Annotated in this window: 15 protein-coding genes and 27 pseudogenes; 30 read left to right on the forward strand and 12 right to left on the reverse strand. The window is 72.6% G+C overall.

All coding sequences use genetic code 11. The annotated features are described in order from the left end of the window. The 5 genes and pseudogenes from UK94_RS72600 to UK94_RS02185 form a co-directional block, all read right to left on the reverse strand. Positions 1–450, reverse strand: a pseudogene (locus UK94_RS72600) (AAA family ATPase); the annotation flags it as partial. Position 451: 1 nt separating this feature from the next. Beyond that, positions 452–1,137 (reverse strand): annotated as a pseudogene (locus UK94_RS72605) (AAA family ATPase); the annotation flags it as partial. Position 1,138: 1 nt separating this feature from the next. Then, positions 1,139–1,660, reverse strand: a pseudogene (locus tag UK94_RS72610) (AAA family ATPase); the annotation flags it as partial. 205 nt (positions 1,661–1,865) lie between these two features. Next, positions 1,866–2,819: an ABC transporter permease gene (locus UK94_RS02180; protein WP_055748479.1), complete on the reverse strand. Its 954-nt coding sequence runs from the start codon at positions 2,817–2,819 to the stop codon at positions 1,866–1,868. After that, the gene (locus UK94_RS02185; RefSeq protein WP_011605922.1) at positions 2,816–3,775 is read right to left on the reverse strand and encodes an ABC transporter ATP-binding protein; all 960 of its coding nucleotides are present in this window, start codon (positions 3,773–3,775) and stop codon (positions 2,816–2,818) included. Before UK94_RS02185 ends, UK94_RS02180 begins: the two co-directional genes overlap by 4 nt. Positions 3,776–3,961: 186 nt before the next feature. On the opposite strand from UK94_RS02185, the gene UK94_RS37025 reads away from it, so the two are divergent. From UK94_RS37025 to UK94_RS37050, 5 genes and pseudogenes are all read left to right on the forward strand, one after another. Further along, positions 3,962–4,850: CoA transferase (locus UK94_RS37025; RefSeq protein WP_268761166.1), on the forward strand; the 889-nt coding region annotated here is incomplete at its 3' end. A gap of 1 nt (position 4,851) precedes the next feature. Further along, positions 4,852–4,934: pseudogene (locus UK94_RS37030) on the forward strand (hypothetical protein); the annotation flags it as partial. A gap of 1 nt (position 4,935) precedes the next feature. After that, positions 4,936–5,480, forward strand: a pseudogene (locus tag UK94_RS37035) (CoA transferase); the annotation flags it as partial. An 18-nt stretch (positions 5,481–5,498) separates the two neighbouring features. Continuing rightward, positions 5,499–5,658: pseudogene (locus UK94_RS37045) on the forward strand (CoA transferase); the annotation flags it as partial. A gap of 1 nt (position 5,659) precedes the next feature. Further along, positions 5,660–6,509, forward strand: a pseudogene (locus UK94_RS37050) (CoA transferase); the annotation flags it as partial. A 218-nt stretch (positions 6,510–6,727) separates the two neighbouring features. Here UK94_RS37050 and UK94_RS02195 read toward each other — a convergent pair. From UK94_RS02195 to UK94_RS02205, 4 genes and pseudogenes are all read right to left on the reverse strand, one after another. After that, positions 6,728–6,934: a hypothetical protein gene (locus tag UK94_RS02195; protein ID WP_011605920.1), complete on the reverse strand. Its 207-nt coding sequence runs from the start codon at positions 6,932–6,934 to the stop codon at positions 6,728–6,730. A 35-nt stretch (positions 6,935–6,969) separates the two neighbouring features. Next, the coding region (locus tag UK94_RS37055; protein ID WP_235486115.1) for a DUF2889 domain-containing protein at positions 6,970–7,315 on the reverse strand (346 nt) is incomplete at its 5' end. A 1-nt stretch (position 7,316) separates the two neighbouring features. Continuing rightward, positions 7,317–8,205: pseudogene (locus UK94_RS75680) on the reverse strand (hypothetical protein); the annotation flags it as partial. Between the two features lie 123 nt (positions 8,206–8,328). Continuing rightward, a complete protein-coding gene (locus tag UK94_RS02205; protein ID WP_011605918.1) occupies positions 8,329–8,952 on the reverse strand; it encodes a TetR/AcrR family transcriptional regulator in 624 nt (207 codons plus the stop codon). Positions 8,953–9,150: 198 nt separating this feature from the next. On the opposite strand from UK94_RS02205, the gene UK94_RS02210 reads away from it, so the two are divergent. Next, positions 9,151–10,086, forward strand: a complete 936-nt coding sequence (locus UK94_RS02210; protein ID WP_011605917.1) for an LLM class F420-dependent oxidoreductase — start codon at positions 9,151–9,153, stop codon at positions 10,084–10,086. 89 nt (positions 10,087–10,175) lie between these two features. Here UK94_RS02210 and UK94_RS37060 read toward each other — a convergent pair. The 3 pseudogenes from UK94_RS37060 to UK94_RS37070 all read right to left on the reverse strand — a co-directional run. Then, a pseudogene (locus tag UK94_RS37060) lies at positions 10,176–10,479 on the reverse strand (LysR family transcriptional regulator); the annotation flags it as partial. A 1-nt stretch (position 10,480) separates the two neighbouring features. Continuing rightward, positions 10,481–10,814: pseudogene (locus UK94_RS37065) on the reverse strand (LysR family transcriptional regulator substrate-binding protein); the annotation flags it as partial. 82 nt (positions 10,815–10,896) lie between these two features. After that, positions 10,897–11,096 (reverse strand): annotated as a pseudogene (locus tag UK94_RS37070) (LysR family transcriptional regulator); the annotation flags it as partial. Between the two features lie 472 nt (positions 11,097–11,568). Between UK94_RS37070 and UK94_RS37075 the strand changes: the two are divergent. The 24 genes and pseudogenes from UK94_RS37075 to UK94_RS37185 form a co-directional block, all read left to right on the forward strand. Beyond that, positions 11,569–11,921, forward strand: a pseudogene (locus tag UK94_RS37075) (LLM class flavin-dependent oxidoreductase); the annotation flags it as partial. Between the two features lies 1 nt (position 11,922). Beyond that, a pseudogene (locus UK94_RS37080) lies at positions 11,923–12,422 on the forward strand (LLM class flavin-dependent oxidoreductase); the annotation flags it as partial. Between the two features lies 1 nt (position 12,423). After that, positions 12,424–13,036 (forward strand): annotated as a pseudogene (locus UK94_RS37085) (LLM class flavin-dependent oxidoreductase); the annotation flags it as partial. Between the two features lie 63 nt (positions 13,037–13,099). Further along, positions 13,100–13,667 (forward strand): ABC transporter substrate-binding protein (locus tag UK94_RS37090; RefSeq protein ID WP_235486117.1); only part of this gene is annotated, 568 nt, incomplete at its 3' end. Position 13,668: 1 nt separating this feature from the next. Continuing rightward, positions 13,669–13,769 (forward strand): annotated as a pseudogene (locus tag UK94_RS37095) (hypothetical protein); the annotation flags it as partial. Between the two features lies 1 nt (position 13,770). Beyond that, positions 13,771–13,925, forward strand: a pseudogene (locus UK94_RS37100) (transcription antiterminator BlgG); the annotation flags it as partial. Between the two features lies 1 nt (position 13,926). After that, positions 13,927–14,418: pseudogene (locus tag UK94_RS37105) on the forward strand (ABC transporter substrate-binding protein); the annotation flags it as partial. A gap of 392 nt (positions 14,419–14,810) precedes the next feature. Further along, the coding region (locus UK94_RS37110; RefSeq protein WP_235486119.1) for an ABC transporter permease at positions 14,811–15,392 on the forward strand (582 nt) is incomplete at its 3' end. A 1-nt stretch (position 15,393) separates the two neighbouring features. After that, positions 15,394–15,446, forward strand: a pseudogene (locus UK94_RS37115) (hypothetical protein); the annotation flags it as partial. 1 nt (position 15,447) lies between these two features. Then, positions 15,448–15,548, forward strand: a pseudogene (locus tag UK94_RS37120) (hypothetical protein); the annotation flags it as partial. A gap of 1 nt (position 15,549) precedes the next feature. Continuing rightward, a pseudogene (locus UK94_RS37125) lies at positions 15,550–15,845 on the forward strand (ABC transporter permease subunit); the annotation flags it as partial. 301 nt (positions 15,846–16,146) lie between these two features. Further along, positions 16,147–16,598 (forward strand): ABC transporter permease subunit (locus UK94_RS37130; RefSeq protein WP_235486232.1); only part of this gene is annotated, 452 nt, incomplete at its 3' end. A gap of 138 nt (positions 16,599–16,736) precedes the next feature. After that, a partial coding sequence (locus UK94_RS37135; RefSeq protein WP_235486122.1) for an ATP-binding cassette domain-containing protein occupies positions 16,737–17,223 on the forward strand: 487 nt, incomplete at its 3' end. A 567-nt stretch (positions 17,224–17,790) separates the two neighbouring features. Next, positions 17,791–18,498 carry an ABC transporter ATP-binding protein gene (locus tag UK94_RS02245; RefSeq protein ID WP_235486234.1) on the forward strand — a complete coding sequence of 236 codons (708 nt, stop codon included), beginning with the start codon at positions 17,791–17,793 and terminating at the stop codon, positions 18,496–18,498. A gap of 67 nt (positions 18,499–18,565) precedes the next feature. Then, on the forward strand, positions 18,566–18,959 hold a 394-nt coding region (locus UK94_RS37140), incomplete at its 3' end, for an LLM class flavin-dependent oxidoreductase (protein ID WP_235486124.1). A 1-nt stretch (position 18,960) separates the two neighbouring features. Continuing rightward, positions 18,961–19,037: pseudogene (locus UK94_RS37145) on the forward strand (hypothetical protein); the annotation flags it as partial. A 1-nt stretch (position 19,038) separates the two neighbouring features. Next, positions 19,039–19,912: pseudogene (locus UK94_RS37150) on the forward strand (LLM class flavin-dependent oxidoreductase); the annotation flags it as partial. An 11-nt stretch (positions 19,913–19,923) separates the two neighbouring features. Next, positions 19,924–20,374 (forward strand): FAD-dependent oxidoreductase (locus UK94_RS37155; RefSeq protein ID WP_235486126.1); only part of this gene is annotated, 451 nt, incomplete at its 3' end. 1 nt (position 20,375) lies between these two features. Continuing rightward, positions 20,376–20,970 (forward strand): annotated as a pseudogene (locus tag UK94_RS37160) (FAD-dependent monooxygenase); the annotation flags it as partial. Position 20,971: 1 nt separating this feature from the next. Then, a pseudogene (locus UK94_RS37165) lies at positions 20,972–21,029 on the forward strand (hypothetical protein); the annotation flags it as partial. Between the two features lies 1 nt (position 21,030). Next, positions 21,031–21,835, forward strand: a pseudogene (locus tag UK94_RS37170) (FAD-dependent monooxygenase); the annotation flags it as partial. 60 nt (positions 21,836–21,895) lie between these two features. Then, positions 21,896–22,131, forward strand: a pseudogene (locus UK94_RS37175) (LLM class flavin-dependent oxidoreductase); the annotation flags it as partial. Position 22,132: 1 nt separating this feature from the next. Next, positions 22,133–22,294, forward strand: a 162-nt coding sequence (locus tag UK94_RS37180; RefSeq protein WP_235486236.1) for an LLM class flavin-dependent oxidoreductase, incomplete at its 3' end; no start/stop codon positions are given. 1 nt (position 22,295) lies between these two features. Beyond that, positions 22,296–22,993: pseudogene (locus UK94_RS37185) on the forward strand (LLM class flavin-dependent oxidoreductase); the annotation flags it as partial. Between the last annotated feature and the right edge of the window lie 748 nt (positions 22,994–23,741).

Here is a 23,741-nt window from a genome sequence, read left to right on the forward strand (position 1 = left end):
GCGACGGGCAGCGCAGCAGCAGCATCTGCCACTCGGCGTCGGTCAGTTCCTGCGCCTCGTCGACGACGACGTGTGCGAAGGGGCCGGCGAGCAGGTCCGGGTCGGTGCTGGGCAGGGCGTTCTCGTCGACCAGGATGTCGTGGAAGTCCTCGCCGCGCAGCATCGTCACCAGGCCCGCACCGTATTCGTCGTCGGCGGCCGCGCTGAAGGAGTCCACGACCCTGGCCATGTGCTCGCGGTCGGCGGCGACCCGGGCGGCATGCCGACGCTGACGGCGGGCCGCCTCCGGGTCACCGAGCCGTTGGCGGGCCGCGTCGAGCAGCGGCAGGTCGGACACCGTCCAGGCCCGCGCGTCCGGGCGCTGGAGCCGCGCGACCTCGTCGGCGCTGAGCCAGGGAGCGCACGTGCGCAGGTAGGCGGGCACCGACCACAGGTCCGCGACGAGGTCGGNCGCCTCGAGCAGCGGCCACGCCCGGTTGAACGCCGCACGCAGCTCCCGGTTGCGCAGCAGCGACCTGCGCAGCAGCTCCGCCGGGGCGTCACCGTCGTGGGAGTCGATCAGGATCGTGAGCAGTTCCGCCCAGACCTCCCCGCGCGCCTCGTTGTGGGCGGTGCCGGGCGCCGGTGCGTCGAACGCCTCGGCCCAGTCGCCCGCGCTCAGCCAGATGTCGTTCCAGTGGGTCGTGACCGTCATCCCCTTGGTGGGCGGCTCCTCGTAGAACCGGACGGCCGTCTCGATCGCCTTGACCAGGTTCGCGGACGACTTCAGCAGCGCCACGTCCGGATCGGCCTCGATCGTCGCCGAGGCTCCCTCGGCGACGAGGTCCCGCAGCGTGCAGGTCTGCACGCCCTCCTCGCCGAGGCTGGGGATGACGTCGGCGACGTAGGTCAGGTAGGGCTGGTGCGGCCCGACGAACAGCACACCGCCGCGGCGGTGACCGAGGCGAGGGTCGGAATAGAGCAGGTAGGCGGAGCGGTGCAGCGCGACGACGGTCTTGCCCGTACCCGGACCGCCGTCGACGACGAGGGCGCCGGCCGATCCGGCGCGGATGATGGCGTCCTGGTCGGCCTGGATGGTGCCGAGCACGTCGCGCATCCGGGCCGACCTGGCGCCGCCCAGGCTGGCGATGAAGGCGGNCTGGTCGTCGAGCGCGGCGTGCCCGTCGAACCCGTCCGGGGTGAACACCTCGTCCCAGTAGTCGCTGATCCGGCCGCGGGTCCAGCGATACCGGCGGCGGCTTGTCAGGCCCATCGGATTGGCGTGGGTCGCACCGAAGAACGGCTCGGCCGCGGGGGAGCGCCAGTCGAGCAGCAGCCGGCGGCCCGCGCTGTCCGCGAGGCCGAGGCGTCCGACGTACACGGGCTCGGGATGGTCGGCGTGGACGATGTGCCCGAGGCACAGGTCCAGACCGAAGCGACGCAGGGCGCGCAGGCGAGCGGTCAGCCGGTGAATCTCCAGGTCTCGGTCCAACGCCTGCTGGCCCGTGCCGCCGGGTGCCCTGCGTTCGGCGTCGAGGCGGCCGGCCAGGTCGGCGATCGACTGCTCGAGGCTCGCCGCGATGGCCGTGAAGTGCCGTTCGTCGTCGGCGATCAGCTTTGGGTCGGCCTTGGGAGCGAGGCGGTCGGGCAGATCGAACGCGCTGGTGGTCTGGGGGTTCACGGCATCAGGTCCGATCTGGGGCTCGTGACCCCGCGCGACCTCGTCGTCGACGACAACACCCGCATTCCGTGACTCTCCTCTTCCNCAGCTTCTGGCCTCGGCCAGCGATTCTGCGGCACGCCCCGGGTCTTGCCGCAAGCCCCCCAGTGTGCTATAGCTTGAAAGTGGAAGAGAGTGAGTGCTACCTCTCCCGCGTGCGCGCCGGTCAGGTGCGGAGCTGGTCCCGCAGATAGGCCCGGCCGGCGGCGGCGCCGAGCACGACGGTCCACACCGCCAGGGTCGCCAGGCCGCGCCCGCCGATCCAGCCGCCGGCGAGCACCGCCCGCCCGGCCTGCGCCGACCAGTACATGGGCAGCAGCTTCACGACGTCGGCGAGCCAGCCCGGGAAGTTCTCCACCGGCACCCAGATCCCGCCGGCCAGCGCCAGCAGGCTGAACACCCCACCGGTGATCGCCTGCATGTTCTCGGGACGCACGAGGTAGCCGAGCCAGATCGCGAAGGCCGCGAGCGGCACCAGTCCGAGCAGGATCGACGCGCCCGCGCCGAGGTACGTCCCGGCCGACAGCCGGATCCCCCGCATCGCGTCGCCGGCCCCGAACACCGCGACGATCGGCAGCACCGCCAGGGTGAAGCCGGTGGTCGCCTTGGCCAGCACGTACTGCGGCCCGGTCAGGGCGGTCAGCCGTAGCTGCCGGTTCCAGCCGATCGACCGCTCGGTCGCGATCCGCCCGGCGCTGCCGAGGACGGCGTTCATCGCCCCGAACGACGCCATGCTGATCATGATGTAGGGGGCGACGGCGAGGTCGCCGAGGCGGTCGCCCGCGCTCCCGGCGGTGAACGCGCCGAACAGGATGATCGGCAGGAGCAGGGTGAAGATCAGCAGTCGGGTGTTGCGCCAGACCCGGGTGATCTCGGACCGGACGTAGCGGACGTAGGTCAGCACCGCGTCCGCGGTGCCGCTGCCGGCCTGGGTGCCGCCGGCCCGGATGCCGGCGGACCTGACGGCCGTGGCGGAGGTGGCCGTGGCGGAGGTGGCCGTGGCGGAGGTGGCCGTGGCGGAGGTGGCCGTGGCGGAGGTGGCCGTGGCGGAGGTGGTCGTGGGGTCTGCCGCCCTGGGGCTGGCCGCCGGGGTGGAGGCGGTTGCGGGGTTGCCGGTCACCGGGTGATCTCCTGTCGGGCGCTGGGGTCGGTGGCGTCGTCGGTGGTCAGCGCGACGAAGGCGTCTTCCAGGCCGGCGCCGACGACCTCGATGTCCTCGGCGGCCGGGTGGGCGGCGAGCAGCGCACGCAGGGCCGCGTCGCTGTCGGGGCAGGTGAGCGTGACCGCGTCACCGCGGCCCTCGACCCGGGCCACCCCCGGCAGCCGGCCGAGCCCGGCGAGCCCGGCCGCGTCCAGCCCGCGCAGCGTGGCCCGGATCGTCCGGCCGCCGACGAGCGCCTTGACCTCCGTGGCCGGGCCGTCGGCGATGACCCGGCCGCGGCGCAGCAGGACGATCCGGTCGGCGAAGGCGTCGGCCTCCTCCAGGTAGTGGGTGGCGAACAGCACGGTCCGCCCGCCGGCCGCCCAGGCCCGCATCGACGCCCAGAACGCCCGGCGGCTCGTCACGTCCATCGCGGCCGTCGGCTCGTCGAGGACGATCAGGTCGGGGTCGGGGAGCAGGGCCAGGGCGAAGCGGACCCGCTGGCGCTGGCCGCCGGAGAGCCGATCGGTGCGGGTGTCGGCGAGATCGGCGACCCCGGCGCGGGCCAGCACCTCCCGGGTCGGCAGCGCGCGGGGGTACAGGGCGCGCACGGCCGCCAGCATCTTTCCCACGGTGATCTCGGGCAGCAGCCCACCGTTCTGCAGCATCGCGCCGACCAGCCCGGCGGTGCACGCCTGGCGGGGGGAGCGGCCGAACAGCTGGACCTCGCCGGAGTCGGGGCGGGTCAGGCCCAGCAGCATGTCGATCGTCGTCGACTTGCCGGCGCCGTTCGGGCCCAGCAGGGCGACCACCTCGCCCGGGGCCACGACCAGATCGACGCCGTCGACGGCCTGCACGCCGCCGTACCGCTTGCGCAGGCCGGCGAGCTGCACGCTGGGCGGCGATGCGCCCGGCGGCGGGGGGTTCCTCGTCATGGATCAACAATCCCGGCCGCGCGCCGACGGTCCCAGTCATGGGCGTCACCGGTCCCGCATGACAACAGTCATGGTGCCGACCGCGCGCCGATCTCGGTCCTTGACAGCTACTGTGATCTACCTAACATATAGCACTACGTGTTCTAGGTAATCCTCCACGGATCCGCGGTTGCGTCTGGAGTCGACATGAGCACTGCCTCCCTTTTCGGGCCGGGACCAGACGGCCCGGTGCCCGTGTCGAGTCCGGTGCCCGTGTCGAGTCCGCCGCTCGCCGGACTGCGGGTGATCGACCTGTCGACGACGATGCCGGGAGCGCTGGCGACCCAGTTCCTGGCCGACGCCGGCGCCGATGTCGTCGGGGTCGAGCCGCCGGGGGGCAGCCCGCTGCGCCGCTCGCCGGCCTGGCCGGCTGTCGGCGGCGGCCGGCGCAGCATCGTCGTGGACCTGCGCCACCCGGCCGACCGGGACGTGCTCGACGGGCTGCTCGCCGGGGCCGACGTCGTGGTGACCACGCTGCGCCCGAGGACCGCCCGCCGCCTCGGCCTCGGCCCCGACGACCTCGCCCGGCACCGTCCGCGCCTGGTCAGCGCGGCGATCACGGGCTGGGGTTCGGCCGGGCCCTGGGCGGACCTGAAGGGCTACGAGGCCCTGGTCATGGCCAAGCTCGGCATGTTCCACGCCAAGCGGCGGCTGGTTCCCCGGCCCGGCCCGGCGTACTGCTCGGTCGCCTACGCCACCTGGGGCGCCGCCCACACCGCCGTGCAGGGGATCGTGGCCGCGCTGGTCGAGCGGGAGTCGAGCGGGCGCGGCCAGCACGTGGAGGCCGACCTGGTCCGTGGCGTCAGCATGATGGACACCTGGGGCTGGTTCGAGCATCTCGTCGCGGTGCGCTTCCCCGACGCCTACCGGACCGTCGATGCCACCACCCCGACGGGCGATCCGGTCAGCGCGCTGGTCTACCCCCTGCTCGTGGCGCCGACCAGGGACGGCCACTGGTTGCAGTTCGCCCAGGTCGAGCCCCGCCTGTTCGCGGCGATGCTGGCGGAGTTCGGCCTCACACCGCTGCTCGCCGACCNGAAGTGGGCGGGACTACCCGTCCTGGAGACCCAGGAGTTACGCACCGAGCTCTGGGAAATCATGATCCGCAAGGTGGGGGAGCNCACCCTCGCGGACTGGCAGCAGGTCTTCGCGACCAACCCGGACATCAACGCCGAGGTGTTCACCGTCGGCTCGGGCGTGCTGGACCATCCGCAGATCCGTCATGACGGCCGTGTCGTCGTCCTCGACACCGCCGAGCACGGCCCGGTCCGCCGCCCCACCACCCTCGTGCACGTCGACGGCGCCCCGCTGACGCCGCCGCGCCCCGCCCCCCGGCCGGACGAGCACGGTGCCGACCTGCGCGCCGAGGCCGCCGCCGCCCGCTCCGCCGCCCCACACTCCGCCACCACCTGCCCTGCCACCACCCGCTCCGCCACCACCCGCTCCGCCACCACCCGCTCCGCCACCACCTGCTCTGCCACCACCCGCTCCGCCGCCGGCCGCTCCGCCGACCCGCCTGCCGAATCCGCCGTGTCGGCGCCGGTTGGTCCGCCGCTGGCCGGTGTCACCATCCTGGAGTTCGGGTTGATGTTCGCGGCCCCGTTCGGCACGACCATGCTGGCCGACCTCGGCGCCCGCGTGATCAAGGTCGAGACGCTGGAGGGCGNCACCATCCGCCGGATCNTGCCCTTCCCGGAGCTCGGCGCGGTGCGGGTCATGCAGGGCAAGGAGAGCATCGCCCTCGATCTCGGCACCGACGAGGGCCGGCGCATCGTGCACGAGCTGGCGCGGCGCAGCGACGTGGTGCTGCAGGCGTTCCGCGCCGGCGCCGCCGAGCGGGCCGGNGTCGACGCGGCCACGCTGCGGGCGGTCAACCCGGACCTGATCTACGTCAACGCGCCCGGCTACGGCACCGACGGCCCCTGTGGGGACAGGCCCGCCTATGCGCCGTCGATCGGCGCGGCCACCGGAATCGCGCTGACCGAGGCGCCGAACGCGGCGAAGGCCACCTCACTCGCGGAGATCAAGTCCGCCTCCGTGCGGATCAGGTCGGCCTCGGCGGTGACAAGTCTGCAGGCCGACGGGCTCGCCGCGCTCGGCGTGGCCTCGGCGATCTCGCTCGGCCTGCTGGCCCGCACCCGCGGCCGTCCCCTCGGCCCAATGACCGTCACGATGATCGCGACGGGCATGCACGCGCTGCTGGAGCACGTCGTCGAGTACGCGGGCCGACCGGCGCGGCCCGCCGTCGACGAGGGTGGGCACGGCCTGACCGCGCTCTACCGGATGTACCCGGCCGCGCGGGGCTGGGTGTTCCTCGCCGCGCCCACGCCGCGGGAGTGGGCGACGCTCGTCGCCACCCTCGCGGCGGATCCGGCCGTCGAGCTGGCCGCCGCCCCCCTTGCCGACGCCCTGGCCGTCGACCCCCGGTTCGCCACGGCCGCCGCCCGTGCCGAGCACGATGACGAGCTGGCCGTCGCGCTTGGCCGGATCTTCGCCACCCGCCCCGCCGCCGAGTGGGAACAGCGGCTGACCGCCGCCGACGTGGGCTGCGTCCAGGTCACCGAGATGGACGCGGAGCTGCAGCTCCAGACCGACCCGGTGCTCGCCGCCGAATACGCCTCGCCGGCCGTGAGCCCCATCTTCGACGAACACCTGCGCATGGGCCCACCGGTGCGCTTCTCCCGGTCGGCCACCCNCAGCCCGGGCGGCTGCCTGGCCGGCGAGCACACCGAGGCCATCCTGCACGAGCTCGGCTACGGCGACGAGAAGATCAAGGACCTGCGCGCCCGAGCCGTCATCGGCTGAGCCCTGTGGTCGACCCGCAGTGCCCCCTGATCGTCTGTCACGATGGCGCTGACCGCGGCGACGATGCTGTTCGCGTCGGGGCGGTGCGGATTTTCCGCGAGTCGAGGGTCAGCGCTGCGAGCCGGTGTGTACCCGGGCCAGCCGCAGACCTTCCTCCATCGTGGGCGCGCTGGCCGTCCACCGCCCGCACGAGCAGGACACGGCGTAGGTCCCGTCGTCGTTCGGCCGCACCGACTGGGCCACGCACAGGTCGCCGGAGTTGGCGGCCTCGTGCAGGAACTCGGTGGGCGAGTCGTACATCACGTTGTCGCTCATCAATCCTTCTCCGTCTCTCGTCGAAGCCAACGCGTTCAGCCGGTCCGCAGCGCGCCGAGCAGCGCCTGGACGTCCTCCAGCACGCGCAGCGTGTCGTTGAGGTGGGTGCAGGTCGACGTCCCGAGGAAGGTCCGGCGCACGAACGGGCGCAGCCCGGCCAGCGGCATTCCGGCGAGCCGGGTGGCGCTGGCGGCCGCGGCCGGGCACTCGACGAACGGCAGCGCGCGGGGCGTGGCCTCGCAGCGCAGGAACGTCGACGTGGCGGTGTCGACCTCGGCGGTCACGGTGTACTCGTGGATGACGGTCGCCACGCCCTCGGGCAGGACGTAGGAGTCCCGGAACAGGGCGTCGACGTGGGCCCGGGCGGCGGAGCCGTCGAGGNGGACGTCGACCCGGCGCGCCCGGCGCATGCCGCGCGCAGGCAGCGGCGGGGTGTCGTGCCAGGCCAGCGGGTCGCCGGGGCGATCGAGCGACGGGGCGATCGGACCGGTCACCACGGGGGAGTGGCCGAACGCCTCGACCTCGTTCATGATCGTCCCACCCGTGGCGAAGCCCGCGCACAGGTCCGCGACGTGGCGGTAGTCGCCCTGGCGCAGGGGCGGGATCGCCGGACTGCCGGTCTCCCGCGCCTCCTGCGCGGCGGCGCCGTAGGCGTGGCCGGAGACGAGCGCCGCGCCGGGCAGGTCGTCGAGCAGCAGGTAGAGCAGGTTCTCCTCGGTGGCCAGCGCCGGGTCGACCTCGTCGAGGCGCGATCGGAAGCCCGCGGCGACCGAGCGTCCGACCAGCCCGGTCAGCGCCGGCCGCGCCGGGTCGCTGGTGATCTGGCGCAGCTCCCGCCCGGCGGTGAAGTCCACCACGGCGTGCACCGCCGCCTCGCCCAGCACCTCGGCGCCCGCTGCAGCGCCGTCCACCCTGTCGCCGTCCACCCTGTCGCCGTCCGGCCGTTCGCCCGGCCACTCGCCGGTCCTCCCGGCGCCGCCCGGCCGGTCGTCGGCGGTACGCAGGTCGCGGCCCCGGCCGACGAGGTGCAGCGGGCCGCCGAACCCCTCGGGGCGCAGCATGTCGATCGTGGTGGTGCGGCGGACCGAGCCGGCCGCGCGGGCGAGCGTGCCGCTGGTCGGTTCGTGGATGCCGTGCCGCGGATGCAGGGTCCGCAGGGGAACCGTCGTCATCGGCGCATGCACCTCCCTTTCGGTGTGCGTTCCCGAACCTCGACGAGACCCACCCGTCGGATGATCCGGTGGGCCCGCCGCGTCTCGGCTGGTGGCCATGCTCGGGGCTACCTAAATGAAAACGTCTTTTTCAGAGAATTGTTCCCGTGGGCCCGGCTGTCAACGCCGGCGCCGCGCCCGGGACGGCGGTCGTCGCACGGGAGCCGCGCAGTGCTGGCGGGTTCAGCCCACGCCGGGGGCGGGCCGGCCGGGGGACGCGCCGAGGGCGCGGAAGACGAAGTCGGCGATCCGGTCCGCCGTCTCGGCGGGGCGCTCGGCCGGCGGGCACAGGAGCTGGCGATCCAGGGCCCGGCCGAGCACCGCCTGGATCTGCTCGGCGTCGGCCCGCGCATCCGCCCGGGGAAAGGAGCCATCGTCGACACCCCGGCGCAGGATCGCCGCGAGAGCCGCCTCCTGGTCGGTCTGGAACCGTTCCCGTTCGGCGGCGAAACCGCGGGCCCGGCGGGTCTCCTCGGAGCTCAGGATCAGCGCGCGGCGCCGGCGGGGCTCGGCCGACATCAGGTGCAGCACGCCGTCGATCCAGCGGCGCAGTGCCTCGCGGGCGGTCGGGGCCGCGGCGATCGAGGCGGTCAGCTCGGCGGTGACGCGCTCGCAGTCGCGGCGGAACAGTGCCAGCAGCAGGCTGTCCTTGGACGCGAAGTGGCGATAGAAGGCGCGCGTCGACAGGCCTGCGGCGTGCAGGATGTCGGTGATCGACACGGAGACGCCCGCGCTCGCGAGCAGGCACCGGTACGCGGCGTCCATGATCAGTTCCCGCTCGTCGTCCTGGTCGTCCGGGACCGTCACCGCGCCACCTCCACCCCGCCCTCGCGCCGCCCTCGCCCTGGTCACCCAGCCGTGGGCCAGGCCCAGCCCGGCCCCCTCGCCTCCCGGCAGACCTGGACGATCACCCTACCGACCTGCGGGCCGCCCGCCCGGGTCCGACCCCACCTCCCGGCCGGGGGCCGCCGCGCGGATCCGGCGGCCGTTTGCCAGGGTGGACGGATGGATCTGCGCATCTTCATCGAGCCTCAGCAGGGCGCCTCCTACGAGCGACAGCTCGCCGTGGCGAGGGCGGCCGAGGACGCCGGCTTCGACGGATTCTTCCGTTCCGACCACTACCTGCGGATGGGGCCGGGTGATCCGTCGCCGGGGCCCTCGGACTCCTGGGTGACGCTGGCGGCCCTGGCCCGCGAGACCTCGCGGATCCGGCTGGGCACCCTCGTCACCTCCGCGACCTTCCGGCTGCCCGGGCCGCTGGCCATCGCCGTCGCGCAGGTGGACGCGATGAGCGGCGGCCGCGTGGAGCTCGGCCTCGGCGCCGGCTGGTTCGAGGCGGAACACACCGCCTACGGCATCCCGTTCCCGTCGGTCGAGGAGCGGTTCGACCGGCTGACGGAGCAGCTTGCGATCATCACCGGGCTGTGGGGAACCCCGCCCGGCGAGTCGTTCTCCCACGACGGCCGGTACTACCAGCTCGCCGACAGCCCGGCGCTGCCGAAGCCGGTGCAGCGGCCCCGACCGCCGATCATCATCGGCGGGGCCGGGCCGCGGCGCACCCCGCAGCTCGCCGCCGCCTACGCGGCCGAGTTCAACGCCGCCTTCGCCCCCGCCGAGGTGGTCGGGCAGCGGTTCGCCCGGGTCCGGGAGGTGGCCGCGGCGGCCGGACGCGATCCGGCGGACCTCGTCTACTCCACCTCCAACGTCGTCGTCTGCGCGAAGTCGGACGCGGAGCTCGCCCGGCGGGCCGAGCGCATCGGCCGAGAGGTCGACGAGCTGCGCACCAACGGTTTCGTCGGCACCCCCGAGGAGATCCTGGCCAAGCTCGCGACCTTCGGTCCTGACGGTGCCGGGGCGAGCCGCATCTACCTGCAGGTGCTCGATCTGGCGGACCTCGACCACCTCGACCTGATCGCCGCCGAGGTGCTCCCGCACGTCTGAGTAGGCGGGCGGGCCGCGGCGGCCGGATCCCGGCCTGGAACAGCGAGCCTCAGCCTCTCCTGGCGAGCCTCAGCCTCTCCTGGCGAGCCTCAGCCTCTCCTGGCGAGCTGGCGGCTCTCGATGGCCGCCTCGGCCGTCGCCGGCTCGGCGAGCAGCCCCCCCAACGCCGCCGCGACCCGCTCCGAGATGATCGCGGCCAGGCCGTGCCGGGACCAGACGGCGAGCGGCAGGGGCGCGGGCTTCGGCAGGTCGTCGCGGGCGACGAGCCCCTCGGGCGTCTGCCCCAGGGTGGCCATCAGGGCGACGCCCAGGCCGGCCCCCACGGCCGCCTGGACGCCGGCGAGCTGGATCGCCTCGGCGCCGATCACCGCGGGGATCGCCTGCGACGACAGGNCCTCCAACGCGCAGGTGCGCAGCGCGCAGGGATGGTCGAAGGCGACGACGGGCATCGGCTGCGTCGCCGCGGGCCGCCGCCACAGGGGAGAGGAGTACCAGGTCAGCTCCAGGTCGCCGACCGACGTCGCGCGCGGGTCCGTGGCCGGGCCGAGCAGCAACGCCAGGTCGATCCGCCCCGCCTCGAGCCCCTCGCGCAGGTTGGTGCCGCGGTCGATGCGGAAGCGGATGCGGTAGCGGGGCAGCGACTGCTCCAGCGCCGCGGCGAGGAAGGGCAGCAGCTGGGCCGCGGCATGCTCCGTCGAGCCGATCACGACGGTCTCCTCGGTCTCCATGCCGAAGCCGTGCAGCGTCTCGTCGTGGATGGCGAGGATCCGGCGGGCCTGGCGGAGCAGGTGCTCGCCGTCGGGAGTCAGNCGGGAGCCGCGTCCCTGGCGTTCGACGAGCACGCGCCCGGTGGCGGACTCGAGCCGGCGCACGTGCTGGCTCACCGCCGCCTGGCTCAGATGCAGCGACGTCGCGGCCCGCTGGAAACCGCCACACTCCGCGACAGCGACGTAGCTGCGCAGCGGGGCGATGTCCAGTATCCGTCGCATGTCGGTCAGGGTACTGGACATTCATAACCGAACGCGATTGATCGCCATAACGAAGCGTCGTTGGACATCCGGGCCCCGGACCAGCATNCTCATCCCCATGACCCAGTCGACCGCCGTGATGCTCACGTGTTGTCGTTGGCTGGATCTCGCCCGTGGCCAGGCAGCGCTCTGTCGCTGACCTGATCGGTCGCTGCGCCGCCGCAGCCAAAGCCGTCGCCCNCTCCGGCGACGCGATGTAGCTGTCTCCGCTCCCGTAGCTGTCGCCGTCCTTTTCCGCGTACGTGGGCGCGCGCTGTAGTTCACCGCGCCCCCGTAGTTCACCGCGCCCCCGTAGTTCACCGCGCCCCCGTAGTTCACCGCGCTCCGTAACCCGGGGCGCTCTGTAGCCCAGCGCGTCATTGTGCCGTGTCCGCAACCGGATTCGGCCGACGGACGACGTCGTCGTCGTGCGCGTTTCGCCCCCAGACCGGGAAGGTTCCACCATGCCTGTTCNCACGCTCAAACTGGGCGCCGTCCTCATCGGCGTCGGCGGTCCGGGGCAGCACAACACGTGGCTGGACCCCGAGATCCCGGGCGACGCCAGCGTGGACGTCCACTGGTACATCGCCCGTGCCCAGGAGGCGGAGGCCGCGCGGTTCGATCACGTCTTCATCGTCGACAGCCAGTTCATCACCGCGGACTCCCCGAACCACTACCTCAGCCGGCTCGAACCATTGACGCTGCTGTCCGCGATCGCCGTCCACACCCGCCACATCGGTCTGGTGGGAACGATCACGACGTCCTACAACGAGCCCTTCAACGTCGCCCGCCGGCTCGCCTCGCTCGACCACATCAGCGGCGGCCGGGNCGGCTGGAACGTCGTCACCAGCGGCGACTCCGGAACGGCGGGCAACTACAGCCGCGACGAGCACTTCGACTATCCGACCCGGTACGGACGGGCGATCGAACACGTGCGAGTCGCGCAGGGTCTGTGGGATTCCTACGAGGCGGACGCCTTCCCTCGCGACAAAGAGCGTGGCGTGTTCTTCGATCGCAGCCGTCAGCATGCACTCAATCACGTCGGCAAATACTTCTCCGTGGTCGGACCGTTGAATCTGGAGCGCACTCCCCAGGGTCAGCCGGTCATCTTCCAGGCGGGCGACTCGGAGGAGGGTCGCGATCTCGGCGCGAGCATCGCCGACGCCATCTTCACGCACTCGCAGACGCTCGAGCAGGCGCAGGCGTTCCGCACCGAGCTGCGGTCGCGGGCGGCCGCCAAGGGCCGCGACCCGGAGAACCTGCTCATCGTTCCGGGGATCTCCCCGATCATCGCCGACACCGACGAGCAGGCCCGCGCCAAGGAGGACGNGATCCTCGGCGAGGGAAGCTTCGAGCGGGCCCTCGCCGAGCTCGGCCGGCCCTTCGGCTGGCACGACTTCTCGCAGTACGACCTGGATGCGCCGTTCCCCGAGGTCGGAGAGGTCGCCGAGCGCAGCTTCCGCACCCATGCGGAGGGGATCACGAAGCTGGCGCGGGACAACAACCTGACGCTGCGCCAGGTGGTCGAGCACCAGCTGCGGGCCCGCCGCTCCCCGTTCGTGGGCTCGCCCCTGACCGTCGCGAACGAAATTCAGCGTTGGTTCGAGGCCGGCGGCTTCGACGGTGTGAACATCACCGTGAACGCGCCGAGCGAGTTCGCGCGCTTCACCGATCAGGTGCTGCCGATCCTGCGCGAGCGGGGCGTCGTGCGCAGCGAATACGAGTCGACCACCCTGCGCGGCAACCTCGGCCTGCCGATCCCGGAGAACAGGTACACGGCGGCCCGCCGCCAGGAGCGTTCCGCCGACGAGACAGTCGCCGCCGACGAGACAGCCGCCGCCGACGAGACAGCCGCCGCCGGTGAGGCGGTGTCCGCCGGTGAACTGGTGTCCGCCGAGGAGGCGGTGTCCGCCGACAGCGCGGCCTCGGCGCTCGTCTCCTGAACCATCGCACGTCATTCCTGAACCGCCGCACATTCATCGACGTCCGAACAGGGAAAGAAGAAGATGACCTCCGAGCGACACCTGCCATCCGCCCGCCGCACGAGACGCGGCGCCGTCCTCGGGGCCCTGCTGGCCCTCGCGGCCCTCGTTCTCAGTGCCTGCGGTTCCGGTTCCGGCGCCGGTGCCGCCGCCGGCGGCGGGGGCGGAAGCGGCAGGACCGCCACCCTGAAGTGGGCGTCGTCCTTCTTCCCGACGCACTGGGACCCGGTGGTCGGGGGCAGCGGGGCCCAGTTCCGCATCCTCGCCCTGCCGTATGCCGCGCTGACGAAGACGGACGCGAAGGGCAACGCGGTCCCGGATCTGGCCGAGAGCTGGGCCTACAACGGCGCCGGCGACGAGATCACGTTCCACCTGCGCCCGAAGCTGACGTTCAGCGACGGCACCCCGGTCGACGCCGCGGCGGTCAAGAACGCCATCGACCGGGCCAAGTCGCAGAAGAACTCGGCGCTGTTCGGCGATCTCACCTCGATCAAGTCGGTCACCACCAGCGGCGACCTCGACGTGGTCGTCCACCTCACCCAGGTCGACCACCAGATCCCCCTGCTGCTCGGTGAGCGCGTGCTGCAGATCGNCAGTCCCAAGGCCGCGGCGGACCCGGCGAAGCTCGACCAGAACCCGGTCGGCGCCGGACCGTTCGTCGTCACGCAGTTGATTCCGGGCACGAAGGTCCTGCNGAAGAAGAACCCGAACTACTGGGACGCCAAGAACATTCACATCGACAACGTGGAGCTGGTCTCGGCGCCCGACGCGTCGACGGTCGTCTCCGGTCTGCAGACGGGCGTCTACAACTTCGCCGACCTCGCGCCGAGCCAGGCGAAGGCCGCCAAGGNGGCCGGCCTCGACGTCTTCGTGCAGCCGGGCTTCAACGCCTCGAACATCAGCCTGAACATCAACAAGGCGCCGTTCGACAACCCCAAGGTCGTCGACGCGGTCCGCTATGCCACCAACCGGCAGGAGTTCGTCGACAAGCTCACCTTCGGGTACGGCAAGCCGACCAACCAGCCCTTCCCGCCCGGGTACATCGCCTACGACGAGAAGTCGGCGAACCTGTACCCGTACGACCCGGCGAAGGCGAAGCAGCTGCTCGAGCAGGCCGGCTTCAAGCCGGGCCAGATCAAGCTGGACCTGGTCATCCCGAAGGAGGACCCGGCGGCGGAGATCGTGCAGTCGCAGCTCGCGGCAATCGGGATCACCGTCACCATCAAGATCAACAAGAACTGGGCGACGCCCTTCTTCGCCAAGGACCTGACGCTCTCGCTGTACGGCACGACCGGTCGTGACTCGGCCGTCCAGACGCTCACGGCGCACTTCGGCCCGAACGGNCCGCTGAACCTCAGCTCGCCGTACGAGCCGGACGGCTTCGAGGCCGCGATCGCCAAGGTCCGCCAGACGCCGCTGGACGCGCCGGCCTACCCGCAGGTCCTGCAGGCGGCCACCCGCGTGGGCCTGCAGAGCAAGGCGCTCGTCTTCACCTACTCCAGCCCGAACGTGTTCGCCAAGAACAAGGCGATCTCCGCGCTGCCCGCCAACCCGGCCCACGTCGACTGGACCGGCGTGACCATCGGCGACTAATCCGGCTCACCCCGGCCACGTCTGCGCCGACCCGCGGCGCCCACCGACGTCCACCGCATGGCCATCCACGCCCACCCATGGCCATCAGCGCCCACCCGACGTCCATCCACGCCCCTTCCGGCCTGAAGAGAGGAGGCAACCCATGGCGGTGAGCACGGCTGACCACGCGGTCGTTGCCGACCCGGGCGCAGTGCTCGCCGCCGCCAGGGCGCGGCGGGCCGCCGGCCGCGTCCTGGTCACCCTGGCCCGCTCGGTCGCGATCTTCGTCCCGGTCTTCCTGGTGGCGACCTTCCTGACCTTCGCCCTTCGGGCGATCAGCGGCCTGAGCCCCGCCCACATCCAGCTCGGGGAGAGCGCCACCCCGGACGCGGTCGCCCGCATCGAGCAGCAGTGGGGCCTGGACCGCCCGTTCCTCGCGCAGTACTGGACCTGGTTCACCAACATCCTGCACGGCCAGCTCGGCGCGAGCTGGTCCAACGGCGCGAACATCGCCGAGCTGATCAGCAACGGCCTGGCCATCAGCCTGTCGGTGGTGACGCTGGCGCTGATCATCGGCGTGATCTTCGGCTTCGGGCTCGGCACCCTGGCGGCGGTGCGCCGCACCACCTGGATCGACCGGGCGATCACGGGCTTCCTGACGGTCTTCTCGGTGATGCCGCCCTTCGTGGTCGGCATCGTCCTGGTGACCGTCTTCGCCGTCGGGCTCGGCTGGCTGCCGGCCGCGNGCTACGTGCCGGCGAGCGTGGGGACGTGGCCGTGGTTCACCCACATCCTGCTGNCCGCGCTGGCACTCAGCCTCGATCCGATGGCCGACGTCGCCCGCCAGCTTCGCTCCGGCCTCATCGCCTCCTACCAGGAGAACTACGTGACCGGCGCGATCNTGCGCGGGCTCAGCCCGCGGCGGATCTTCTTCCGGCACGTGCTGCGCAACGGCGTGGGACCCGCCCTGAGCGTGCTGGGCTGGCGGTTCCCCACGCTCATCGGCGGCTCCGTGGTCACCGAGTGGATCTTCGGGTTGCAGGGTTTCGGCCGGTTCGCCAACGACTCCGCGCAGGCCGGCGACGTGCCGGCGGTCCAGGGCGTGCTCGTCGTCTCGATCGTGCTGGTCGTCACCTTCAACCTGATCGTCAACGTCGTCCTGGGCCGGGTCACCCCGGCCTCGCAGCGGGGGGTGTGACATGGTCCGTCGCGTCCTGGCGCTGCCGACCGGCCGGCTCGCCGTCGGCANCCTGTCCCTGATCGCCCTGCTGGCGATCCTCGGCCCGACCCTGGCCCCGCACAACCCGCTGGGGACGAGTGCGCTGACCCTGGCCGGCCCCTCCTGGGAGCACTGGCTCGGGACGGACTACCTCGGCCGGGACGTGTTCAGCCGGCTGCTCGCCGGCTCGCGGACCAGCGTGCTCGGCTCGGTCGAGGTGGCACTGATCGCGCTGGCCGTCGGCGTCGTCCCGGGCATCCTGTCGGTGTACTTCGGCCGCGTGTTCGAGTGGTTCACGCTGCGGATCGCCGACACGCTCATCGCCCTGCCGTTCCTCATCTACGCCGTGGCCGTCACCGCGCTGCTCGGCAACGGGATCCCGCAGGCGATGTTCACCGTCGGCGTGCTCGTCTCGCCGCTGTTCTACCGGGTCGCGCGGGCGGCGACGCTGGCGGTCGCCCGCTCGCAGTACGTGGAGGCGGCGCTGATCTCCGGCGCGTCGATCGGCTGGATCGCGCGCCGGCACGTGTGGGGGAAGGTGCTGCCGCCCGTCGCGGTGGCGCTGGCCCAGACCATCGGCGTCGGCTTCGTCGTCGTCTCCAGCCTGAGCTTCCTCGGCATCGGGGTGCAGCCGCCGGCACCGACCTGGGGCGGCCTGCTCGCCTCCGACCTCGGCTACCTGTCCTACCAGCCGTGGGCCCCGGCCGTCCCCGCCCTGCTGATCATGGCGACNGTGTGGGGCAGCAACCTGCTGGCCGACGCCATCCGTGACGTGTCCGGGGAGGCGGGGCGCGCGCTGCTGAACAGCCGCCGGGCCCGCGCCCGCCGCCTCGACCCAGCCGAACCGATCCCCGCCGGAGGCGCCGCCCGATGACGACAACCAGTCCCACGCTGGCGGTCCGCGACGTGCGGATCCGCGACGACGTCAACGACCGCGAGATCGTGCACGGCGTCTCGTTCGAGCTCAGACCCGGCCGGGCCGTCGGCATCGTGGGGGAGTCGGGCAGCGGCAAGACGCTGACCTGCCGCGCGATCCTCGGCATCCTGCCGGCGCACTTCGCCGTGTCCGCCGGCTCGATCGAGATCGCCGGCCGGGACATCGCCGGGCTGACGACCCCGCAGTGGACCGACCTGCGCGGGTCGACGATCAGCGCGGTGTTCCAGGACCCCGCCTCCTACCTCAACCCGTCCATCAAGGTGGGGTCGCAGATCGCCGAGGTCATCCAGGTCAAGTCCGGGCTGCGGCGGCGGGCCGCGCGCCGGCGCGCGCTCGAACTGCTGACCGCCGTGCACCTGCGCGACCCGGAGCTCGTCTACGACCAGTACACCTTCGAGCTGTCCGGCGGGATGCTCCAGCNCGTCCTCATCGCCACCGCGATCGCCGCCGACCCGCAGGTGCTCATCGCCGACGAGGCGACCACCGCCCTGGACGTGACCGTGCAGGCCGAGATCCTCGACCTGCTCGCCGACCTGCGGGAGCGCCGCGGCCTCGCGCTCGTCGTCGTGTCCCACGACCTCGCCGTCGTCGCGCAGGTCTGCGACGAGGTGCTGGTCATGCGCGAGGGCGAGGTCGTCGAGCACGGGCCGACCGCGGACGTGCTCTACCACCCGCGCCACGAGTACACCCGCCTGCTGATCGCCGAACACGAGCAGTACGGCCTGGACCGCTACCTGGCCGACACCGACGCCGACTCGTACACCGACTCGGACGCCGACACCGACTCGGACGCGGACTCGACCACCGACCCCGAGTCCAGCGTCAAGGTCGGCGCCGGCGCGCAGCGGAAGGAGCTGGACGGTGTCCACTGACGGCCGGCCGGTCCTGGAGGTCGCCGATCTCGAGGTTCACTACGGGCCGCGGCGGCGTCGGCGCCGGGTGCTGCACGGCGTCTCGNTGTCGGTGACCCGCGGCGAGACCGTGGGCGTGATCGGCGAGACCGGCTCGGGCAAGTCGACCTTCGCCCGGGCGGTGCTCGGCCTGGTGCGCGCCTCCGGTGGGCGGATCCTCATCGACGGCGAGGACGTGTCCCGGTACTCCCCCCGACAGTGGCGCGCGCTGCGTCGCCGCGGCGTCGTCCAGTACGTCTTCCAGGACCCGCTGCGCAGCCTCGACCCCGACCTGCCCATCGAGGAGTCCCTCATCGAGCCGCTGCTCGTCCAGGGCGTGGGCCGCAAGGAGGCGATCGAGCGCGGACGCGCCTACCTCGCCCGCGTCCGCCTGGACAGCGAGCTGTTCGGCCGCCTGCCCGGCGAGCTCTCCGGCGGCCAGCGCCAGCGCGTCGCGGTGGCGCGCGCCCTGGTCACCGAGCCCGCGCTGATCATCCTGGACGAGCCGGTGAGCGCCCTGGACTCCGCCAACCGGGTCGGAATCCTGGAGATCCTCAAGGAGCTGCGCGACGCCGGCGTCGCACTGATCTTCATCTCGCACGACCTCGGCTCCGTCGCCGGCGTCGCCGACCGCGTCGCCGTGCTCTACCAGGGCGAGTTCGTCGAGGTGGGGGACGCCCGCGCGGTCATCAGCGCCCCCCGCCATCCCTACGCCCGGCTGCTCGTCGGTTCGGCGCCGACGCTGCGCTCGGTCGCCGCCAGCCGGGCCGAACGCGACGCGCTGCGCGCCCTGCTGAACGCCTGAACGCCTGAACCCGGTCCGGCCCGACCCCTGACCAGGCCGGACGTCATCCGTTGGAAGGGAACCCGACATGTCCCGCACGCTCCACCTCGCCCTGAGCGCCTACGGCGTCGGCGGTCCCGGCCAGCACGGCCTGTGGAAGGATCCGCGCGTCCCGAGCAACGCCAGCGTCGACATCAACTACTACATCCGCCAGGCGCAGACCGCCGAGCAGGCACTGTTCGACGCGTACTTCATCGTCGACAGCCAGTTCATCAACGCCGGCTACCCGGCGCACTACCTCAGCCGGCTCGAACCGCTGACGCTGCTGTCGGCGGTCGCGACCCACACCCGCCACATCGGCCTGATCGGCACGGCGAGCTCGACGTACAACTCGCCGTTCAACCTCGCCCGCCGGTTCGCCTCGCTGGATCACATCAGCGGCGGGCGCGCCGGCTGGAACGTCGTCACCAGCTTCGACACCGNCACCTCACGCAACTACGGGCTCGACGAGCACCTCGACTACGCCACCCGCTACGGCCGGGCGCTCGAGGCGGTCGAGGNCGTGCGCGGGCTGTGGGACTCCTACGAGGAAGGCGCCTTCCCCGCCGACGTCGAACGCAACCTCTTCCTCGACCCGACCAAGCTGCACGCCCTCGACCACGTCGGCGAGCACTTCAGGGTCGCCGGGCCGCTCAACCTCGACCGGTCGCCGCAGGGCCAGCCGGTGATCTTCCAGGCCGGCGTGTCCGAGGAGGGGCGCACACTGGCCGCCCACGTCGCGGAGGGCATCTACGCCCCCGGCGGGTCGTTGGCGCAGTCGCAGGACTACTACGCCGACATCAAGCGGCGGGCCGCGGCGCTCGGGCGCGATCCCGACCACGTCGTCATCCTCGTCGGCGCCAGCCCCGTCCTCGCCGCCACCGACGCCGACGCGCACCGGCTCTCGCGCGACATCTTCGAGGCCGACAACGACTTCGACCGCAAGCTCGGCTTCCTCGGCCGCAGCTTCGGCGCCTACGACTTCAGCGGGCACGACCTCGACGCGCCGTTCCCCGATCTCGCGCACCTGGCCGAGAAGGGCGGGCGCACCCGCGGCCTGGAGATCGTCCGCCATGCCCGCGAGGAGGGACTCACCCTGCGGCAGGTCGTCGAGACGGTGACCGAGTACGAGCCGTCGCCGTTCACCGGCGCGCCGGACACCGTCGTCGACGCGATCGAGCAGTGGTTCACCACCGGCGCGGCCGACGGGCTGAACCTCCGCTTCCGCACCCACGACGACCTCGAGCGCTTCGTCGCCGACGTCGTCCCGTCCCTGCAGCAGCGTGGCCTGTTCCGCACCGAGTACACCGGCGACACGCTGCGGGCCAACCTCGGCCTGCCGATCCCGGTCAACCGCTACACGCGCGAGCGCGAGCCCGCGGCCGCCCAGGCCTGAGGAGGACCACCATGACGGACCATTCGGCGAACCAGGCCGCGGTGAGCCTGGAGGACGCGGGCCAGGCCTATTCGCCCACGGGCGGGCGCGACGTCCACACCGTGCGCTTCCCCACCGCCACGCCGCCGACCGAGGTCGACGTGCTGATCGTCGGCGCCGGCCCGGTGGGCCTGTCGGCGGCCGTGGAGCTCACCGCCCGGGGGGTGCGGGTCGCCGTCGTCGACCGCGCCCGCGCTGCGACGCTGGTCCGGGCCGGCGCGATGGGCCACAGCCCGCGCACGGTGGAACACTTCCGCCGCTGGGGGCTGCTGCAGCACATCCGCGACGAGTGGACGTTCCCGCCGGAGTGGAACCAGGGCATCCGGCTGGTCACCTCGCTGGTCGGTCACGAGCTGCTGGCACCCCGCCGCCCGTCCTTCGCAGGCTCGTCCGGCGGTGGCCCCTCCGCCGAGGAGGCGCTGCNCCGTCCGCAGAGCGCACTGCAGCGGGTCTTCCTCGACCATCTCGACCGGCGAGGCGTCGGGGTGGCCGGTGGCTGGCGGCTGGTGGCGCTGCGGGAGAGCGTCGACTGGATCGAGGCCGACGTGCTCCACGAGCCCGACGCCTCCGACGTCTCCGCCGTCTCTGTTGCCTCCGCCGTCTCCGATGCCTCTGGCGCGCCTCGCACCATCCGGGCCCGCTACCTGCTCGGCGCGGACGGCGGCAGCAGCACCGTCCGCCGGCTCGCCGGCATCGAACGCGACGGCGCCCACGCCACCGAGAAGCGGCTGCGGCTCATCGTGCGCACCCAGGACATCTCCGACCGGGTCGGCCCCGCGCCCAGCGGCACCAACATCGTGTTCAACCAGCGGGCCGCCGGCTTCCTCGCCGCGGTGAGCACCCGCGAGTGGCGCGTGTACGCCGGGCCGTACCCGCTGGACCACACCCCCACCGAGGCGGAGCTGCTCGCCACCGCCCAGGCGGCCTTCGGGTTCGAGCTGGACCTGGAACTGGTCTCGTCGACGACCTTCTACGACGCCACCCGGATCGCGCGGACGTTCCGGCGCGGACGTGTGCTGNTGGCCGGCGACGCCGCGCATGTGCGCACCCCCGGCGGCAACCTCGGGGAGGGCTTCGGNGACGTGGCGAACCTCGGCTGGAAGCTCGCCGCCGTGCTCGCCGGCCAGGCCCCCGAGGAGCTGCTGGACTCCTACGACCAGGAGCGCCGCCGGCACAACTGGCGGATCGCCGACCACGCGCTGGAGCGTTCGCGGCGCTCGCACGCGCTGCTGGCGGAACTGCGCCGGCTCGGCATCCCCGACGACGCCGACGACAGCCCGCAGGCCGAGGCGCGCCGCGCCGAGATCCGTGCCCGGATCAGCCAGGGCGCTCTCGGCGCGCCCGGCGTGACCTTCGACGAGCGCTACGACGCGTCGTCGGCGATCTGGTACGAGGACGGACAGCTCGACACGGAACCCCCGTGGCGCGCCGACGTCTACCAGGACGACCCGCGGCCGGGACACCGGGCACCGAACGGCCTGGTCGACCCCTACGGCGACACCCTCTACGACCGCATCGGCCTCGGCTTCGCGCTGCTCGTGCTGTCCGCGGACCGGGAGGTGGAGCGGGCCCTCGTCGCCGAGGCGCTCGCCCGATCGCTGCCGTTCACGGTCGTCCACCTGGCCGAGCCGGCGGTGCGTGCGCTGTACGGCGCCGACAACGTGCTCGTCCGCCCCGACCAGCACGTGGCCTGGCGCGGCGCCGAGCTTCCCGCCGCCGGCGCCGGTGCCGTCCTCGACCTCGTCCTCGGTGCCGGCCAGGTTCTCGGCACCATCCCGGATCAGGTCCCCCCGGCGGACGGGAACCTCGCGGTGGACCAGAGTCGCGCCGTGGACCAGGGTCGCGCGGTGAATCAGGGTCGCGCGGCACCGGAGGTCGCCGTGGNGACCGGCGTCGACCTGGCCGGCACGAGCGCGTCCGTCCGTTCCTGAGAGGCGTTTGACCATGACCGACGTCCCAGCCCTCGGCGGCCCCGCCACCGACGGTTCCGCCACCGACGGTTCCGCCACCGACGGTTCCGCTTCGCCGCGCTTCCGGCTCGGCTTCCTCACCCACGTCCAGGGCCCGGGCGAGCTGGCATCCACCTACGACCACGCGCAGGAGCTGTTCGTCGTCGCCGACGAGCTCGGCTTCGACGTCGGCTGGGTGGCCCAGCACCACGTGTCCCTCGGCGGCGGTGGNCTGCCCTCACCCTGGACGTTCCTGGCCTACGCCGCCGCGCGCACCCGGCGCATCCGGCTCGCCACGGCGATCACGATCCTGCCGCTGGAGGATCCGGTCCGGTTGGCCGAGGACGTGTCGGTCGTCGACACGCTCAGCGGCGGCCGGGTCGAGATCGGCGTCNGCAGCGGTGGCAGCGAGCTGGAGTACGCCGCCTTCGGCCGGGACGTGGGCCGCCGTCGTGAGCTGACCAGCGAGGGGCTGGCGGTGCTGCGCAAGGCGCTCGCGAACGAGGAGGTCGGCGCGCCGGGCTTCACCATCCAGCCACCGGCCCGCGACTTCACCGACCGGATCTGGCAGGGCGTCTTCAGCGCGCCGGGGGCCGAGTACGCCGCCGCCTCGGGTTCGAACCTGCTGCTCAACCGTGCCGCCTACGGCTACGACGAGCCCACCGACGCCGTGCAGCGGCCCTGGGCCGATGCGTACCTCGCCGCGTGGAACCTGCCGCGCCCGCCGCGCATCGGACTGTCGCGGTTCGTCTTTCCCTCGGCCGACCGGCGGACCGCGCTGGCCCAGATCGGACCGCACGTGCTCGCGGCCGCGCAACGGTTCTCCGGGCACGGTGCCTTCCCGAAGGGGATCGACACCGATGAGGCGCTCCGCCGGTTCCACTCCTTCTACGGTCACCCGGAGGAGATCGTCGCGCAGCTGCGCCAGGAGCAGGTGCTGCCGGTCGCCACGGATCTGATCGCCCAGTTCAACCCGGCGGTCGTCGATCACGACGTGGCGATCCGGGCGCTCGAGCTCATCGCCACCGAGGTCGCGCCCGCCCTGGGCTGGAAACCCGCATACCCCGCCCAGCCCGCACTGGCCGGACTATGAACCAAGGCCGTTGATCCACGGTCCGGCCGACCAGTGCCTCCAGCGCTTGCCGAGCTGNGCCGCACATGAGGTGTCGTTCGTGACCGGATCGGGGTGAAGACCCGGGGATCNGATTTCTGGTAGATCGGCTTGCCTTGNCATCGCATGGGTGCCTGTACGACAGCAGGGCCTCCTGCCGCTCGTCCATAGTTGACCTGACGAGCTGGGCGGGAGGCCCTGCCTTGTATCGACCACCGAAGGACCGTCTGGTCGGGGTTGCGCTGGATCCCAGTCGAACCGTCAGGGAACCTCTTCGGTACAACAGACTCTCAGGAAGATCTTCTAAGCGTCGATCACAAACACGATCGCCTGAGCTGTGCCGCCTCCGGAGCTCGCCAGAATGCGGTCCGACCAGTTTCCCGCNCCATCGGGGCCGAAGCTGTTGATGAGCNCCGAATCGTTGCCCGCGGTGATTTCTGCACCGCCGACCGGAACCTTACCCGCTGGGATCGCGACCGAGACGATGTTGGTTCCGGCAACAATGGGCGTTACCGGCCCGTTCACCTGCTCATACCCAGTGACGCCACTCGGTCCTACCGGTCCTGCCGGGCCTTGCGGTCCTGCGGGTCCTGCCGGTCCTGCGATGCCGTCAGTGCCGGCTGGTCCTGCCGGTCCTGCGATGCCGTCAGCGCCTGCCGGGCCTACCGGTCCTGCTGGTCCTGCCGGGCCTTCGGGGCCTGCGGGGCCGGTGGCGCCGTCAGTGCCGGCT

The organism is Frankia sp. AvcI1 (assembly GCF_001420875.1).
Taxonomy (GTDB): domain Bacteria; phylum Actinomycetota; class Actinomycetes; order Frankiales; family Frankiaceae; genus Frankia; species Frankia alni.

What these genes read in the sequence shown, in the direction of transcription:
- UK94_RS02185 (WP_011605922.1), bottom strand. Translation starts at nt 3,775, where the DNA reads ATGACGAGGAACCCCCCGCCGCCGGGCGCATCGCCGCCCAGCGTGCAG.
- UK94_RS02195 (WP_011605920.1), bottom strand. Translation starts at nt 6,934, where the DNA reads ATGAGCGACAACGTGATGTACGACTCGCCCACCGAGTTCCTGCACGAG.
- UK94_RS02210 (WP_011605917.1), top strand. Translation starts at nt 9,151, where the DNA reads ATGGATCTGCGCATCTTCATCGAGCCTCAGCAGGGCGCCTCCTACGAG.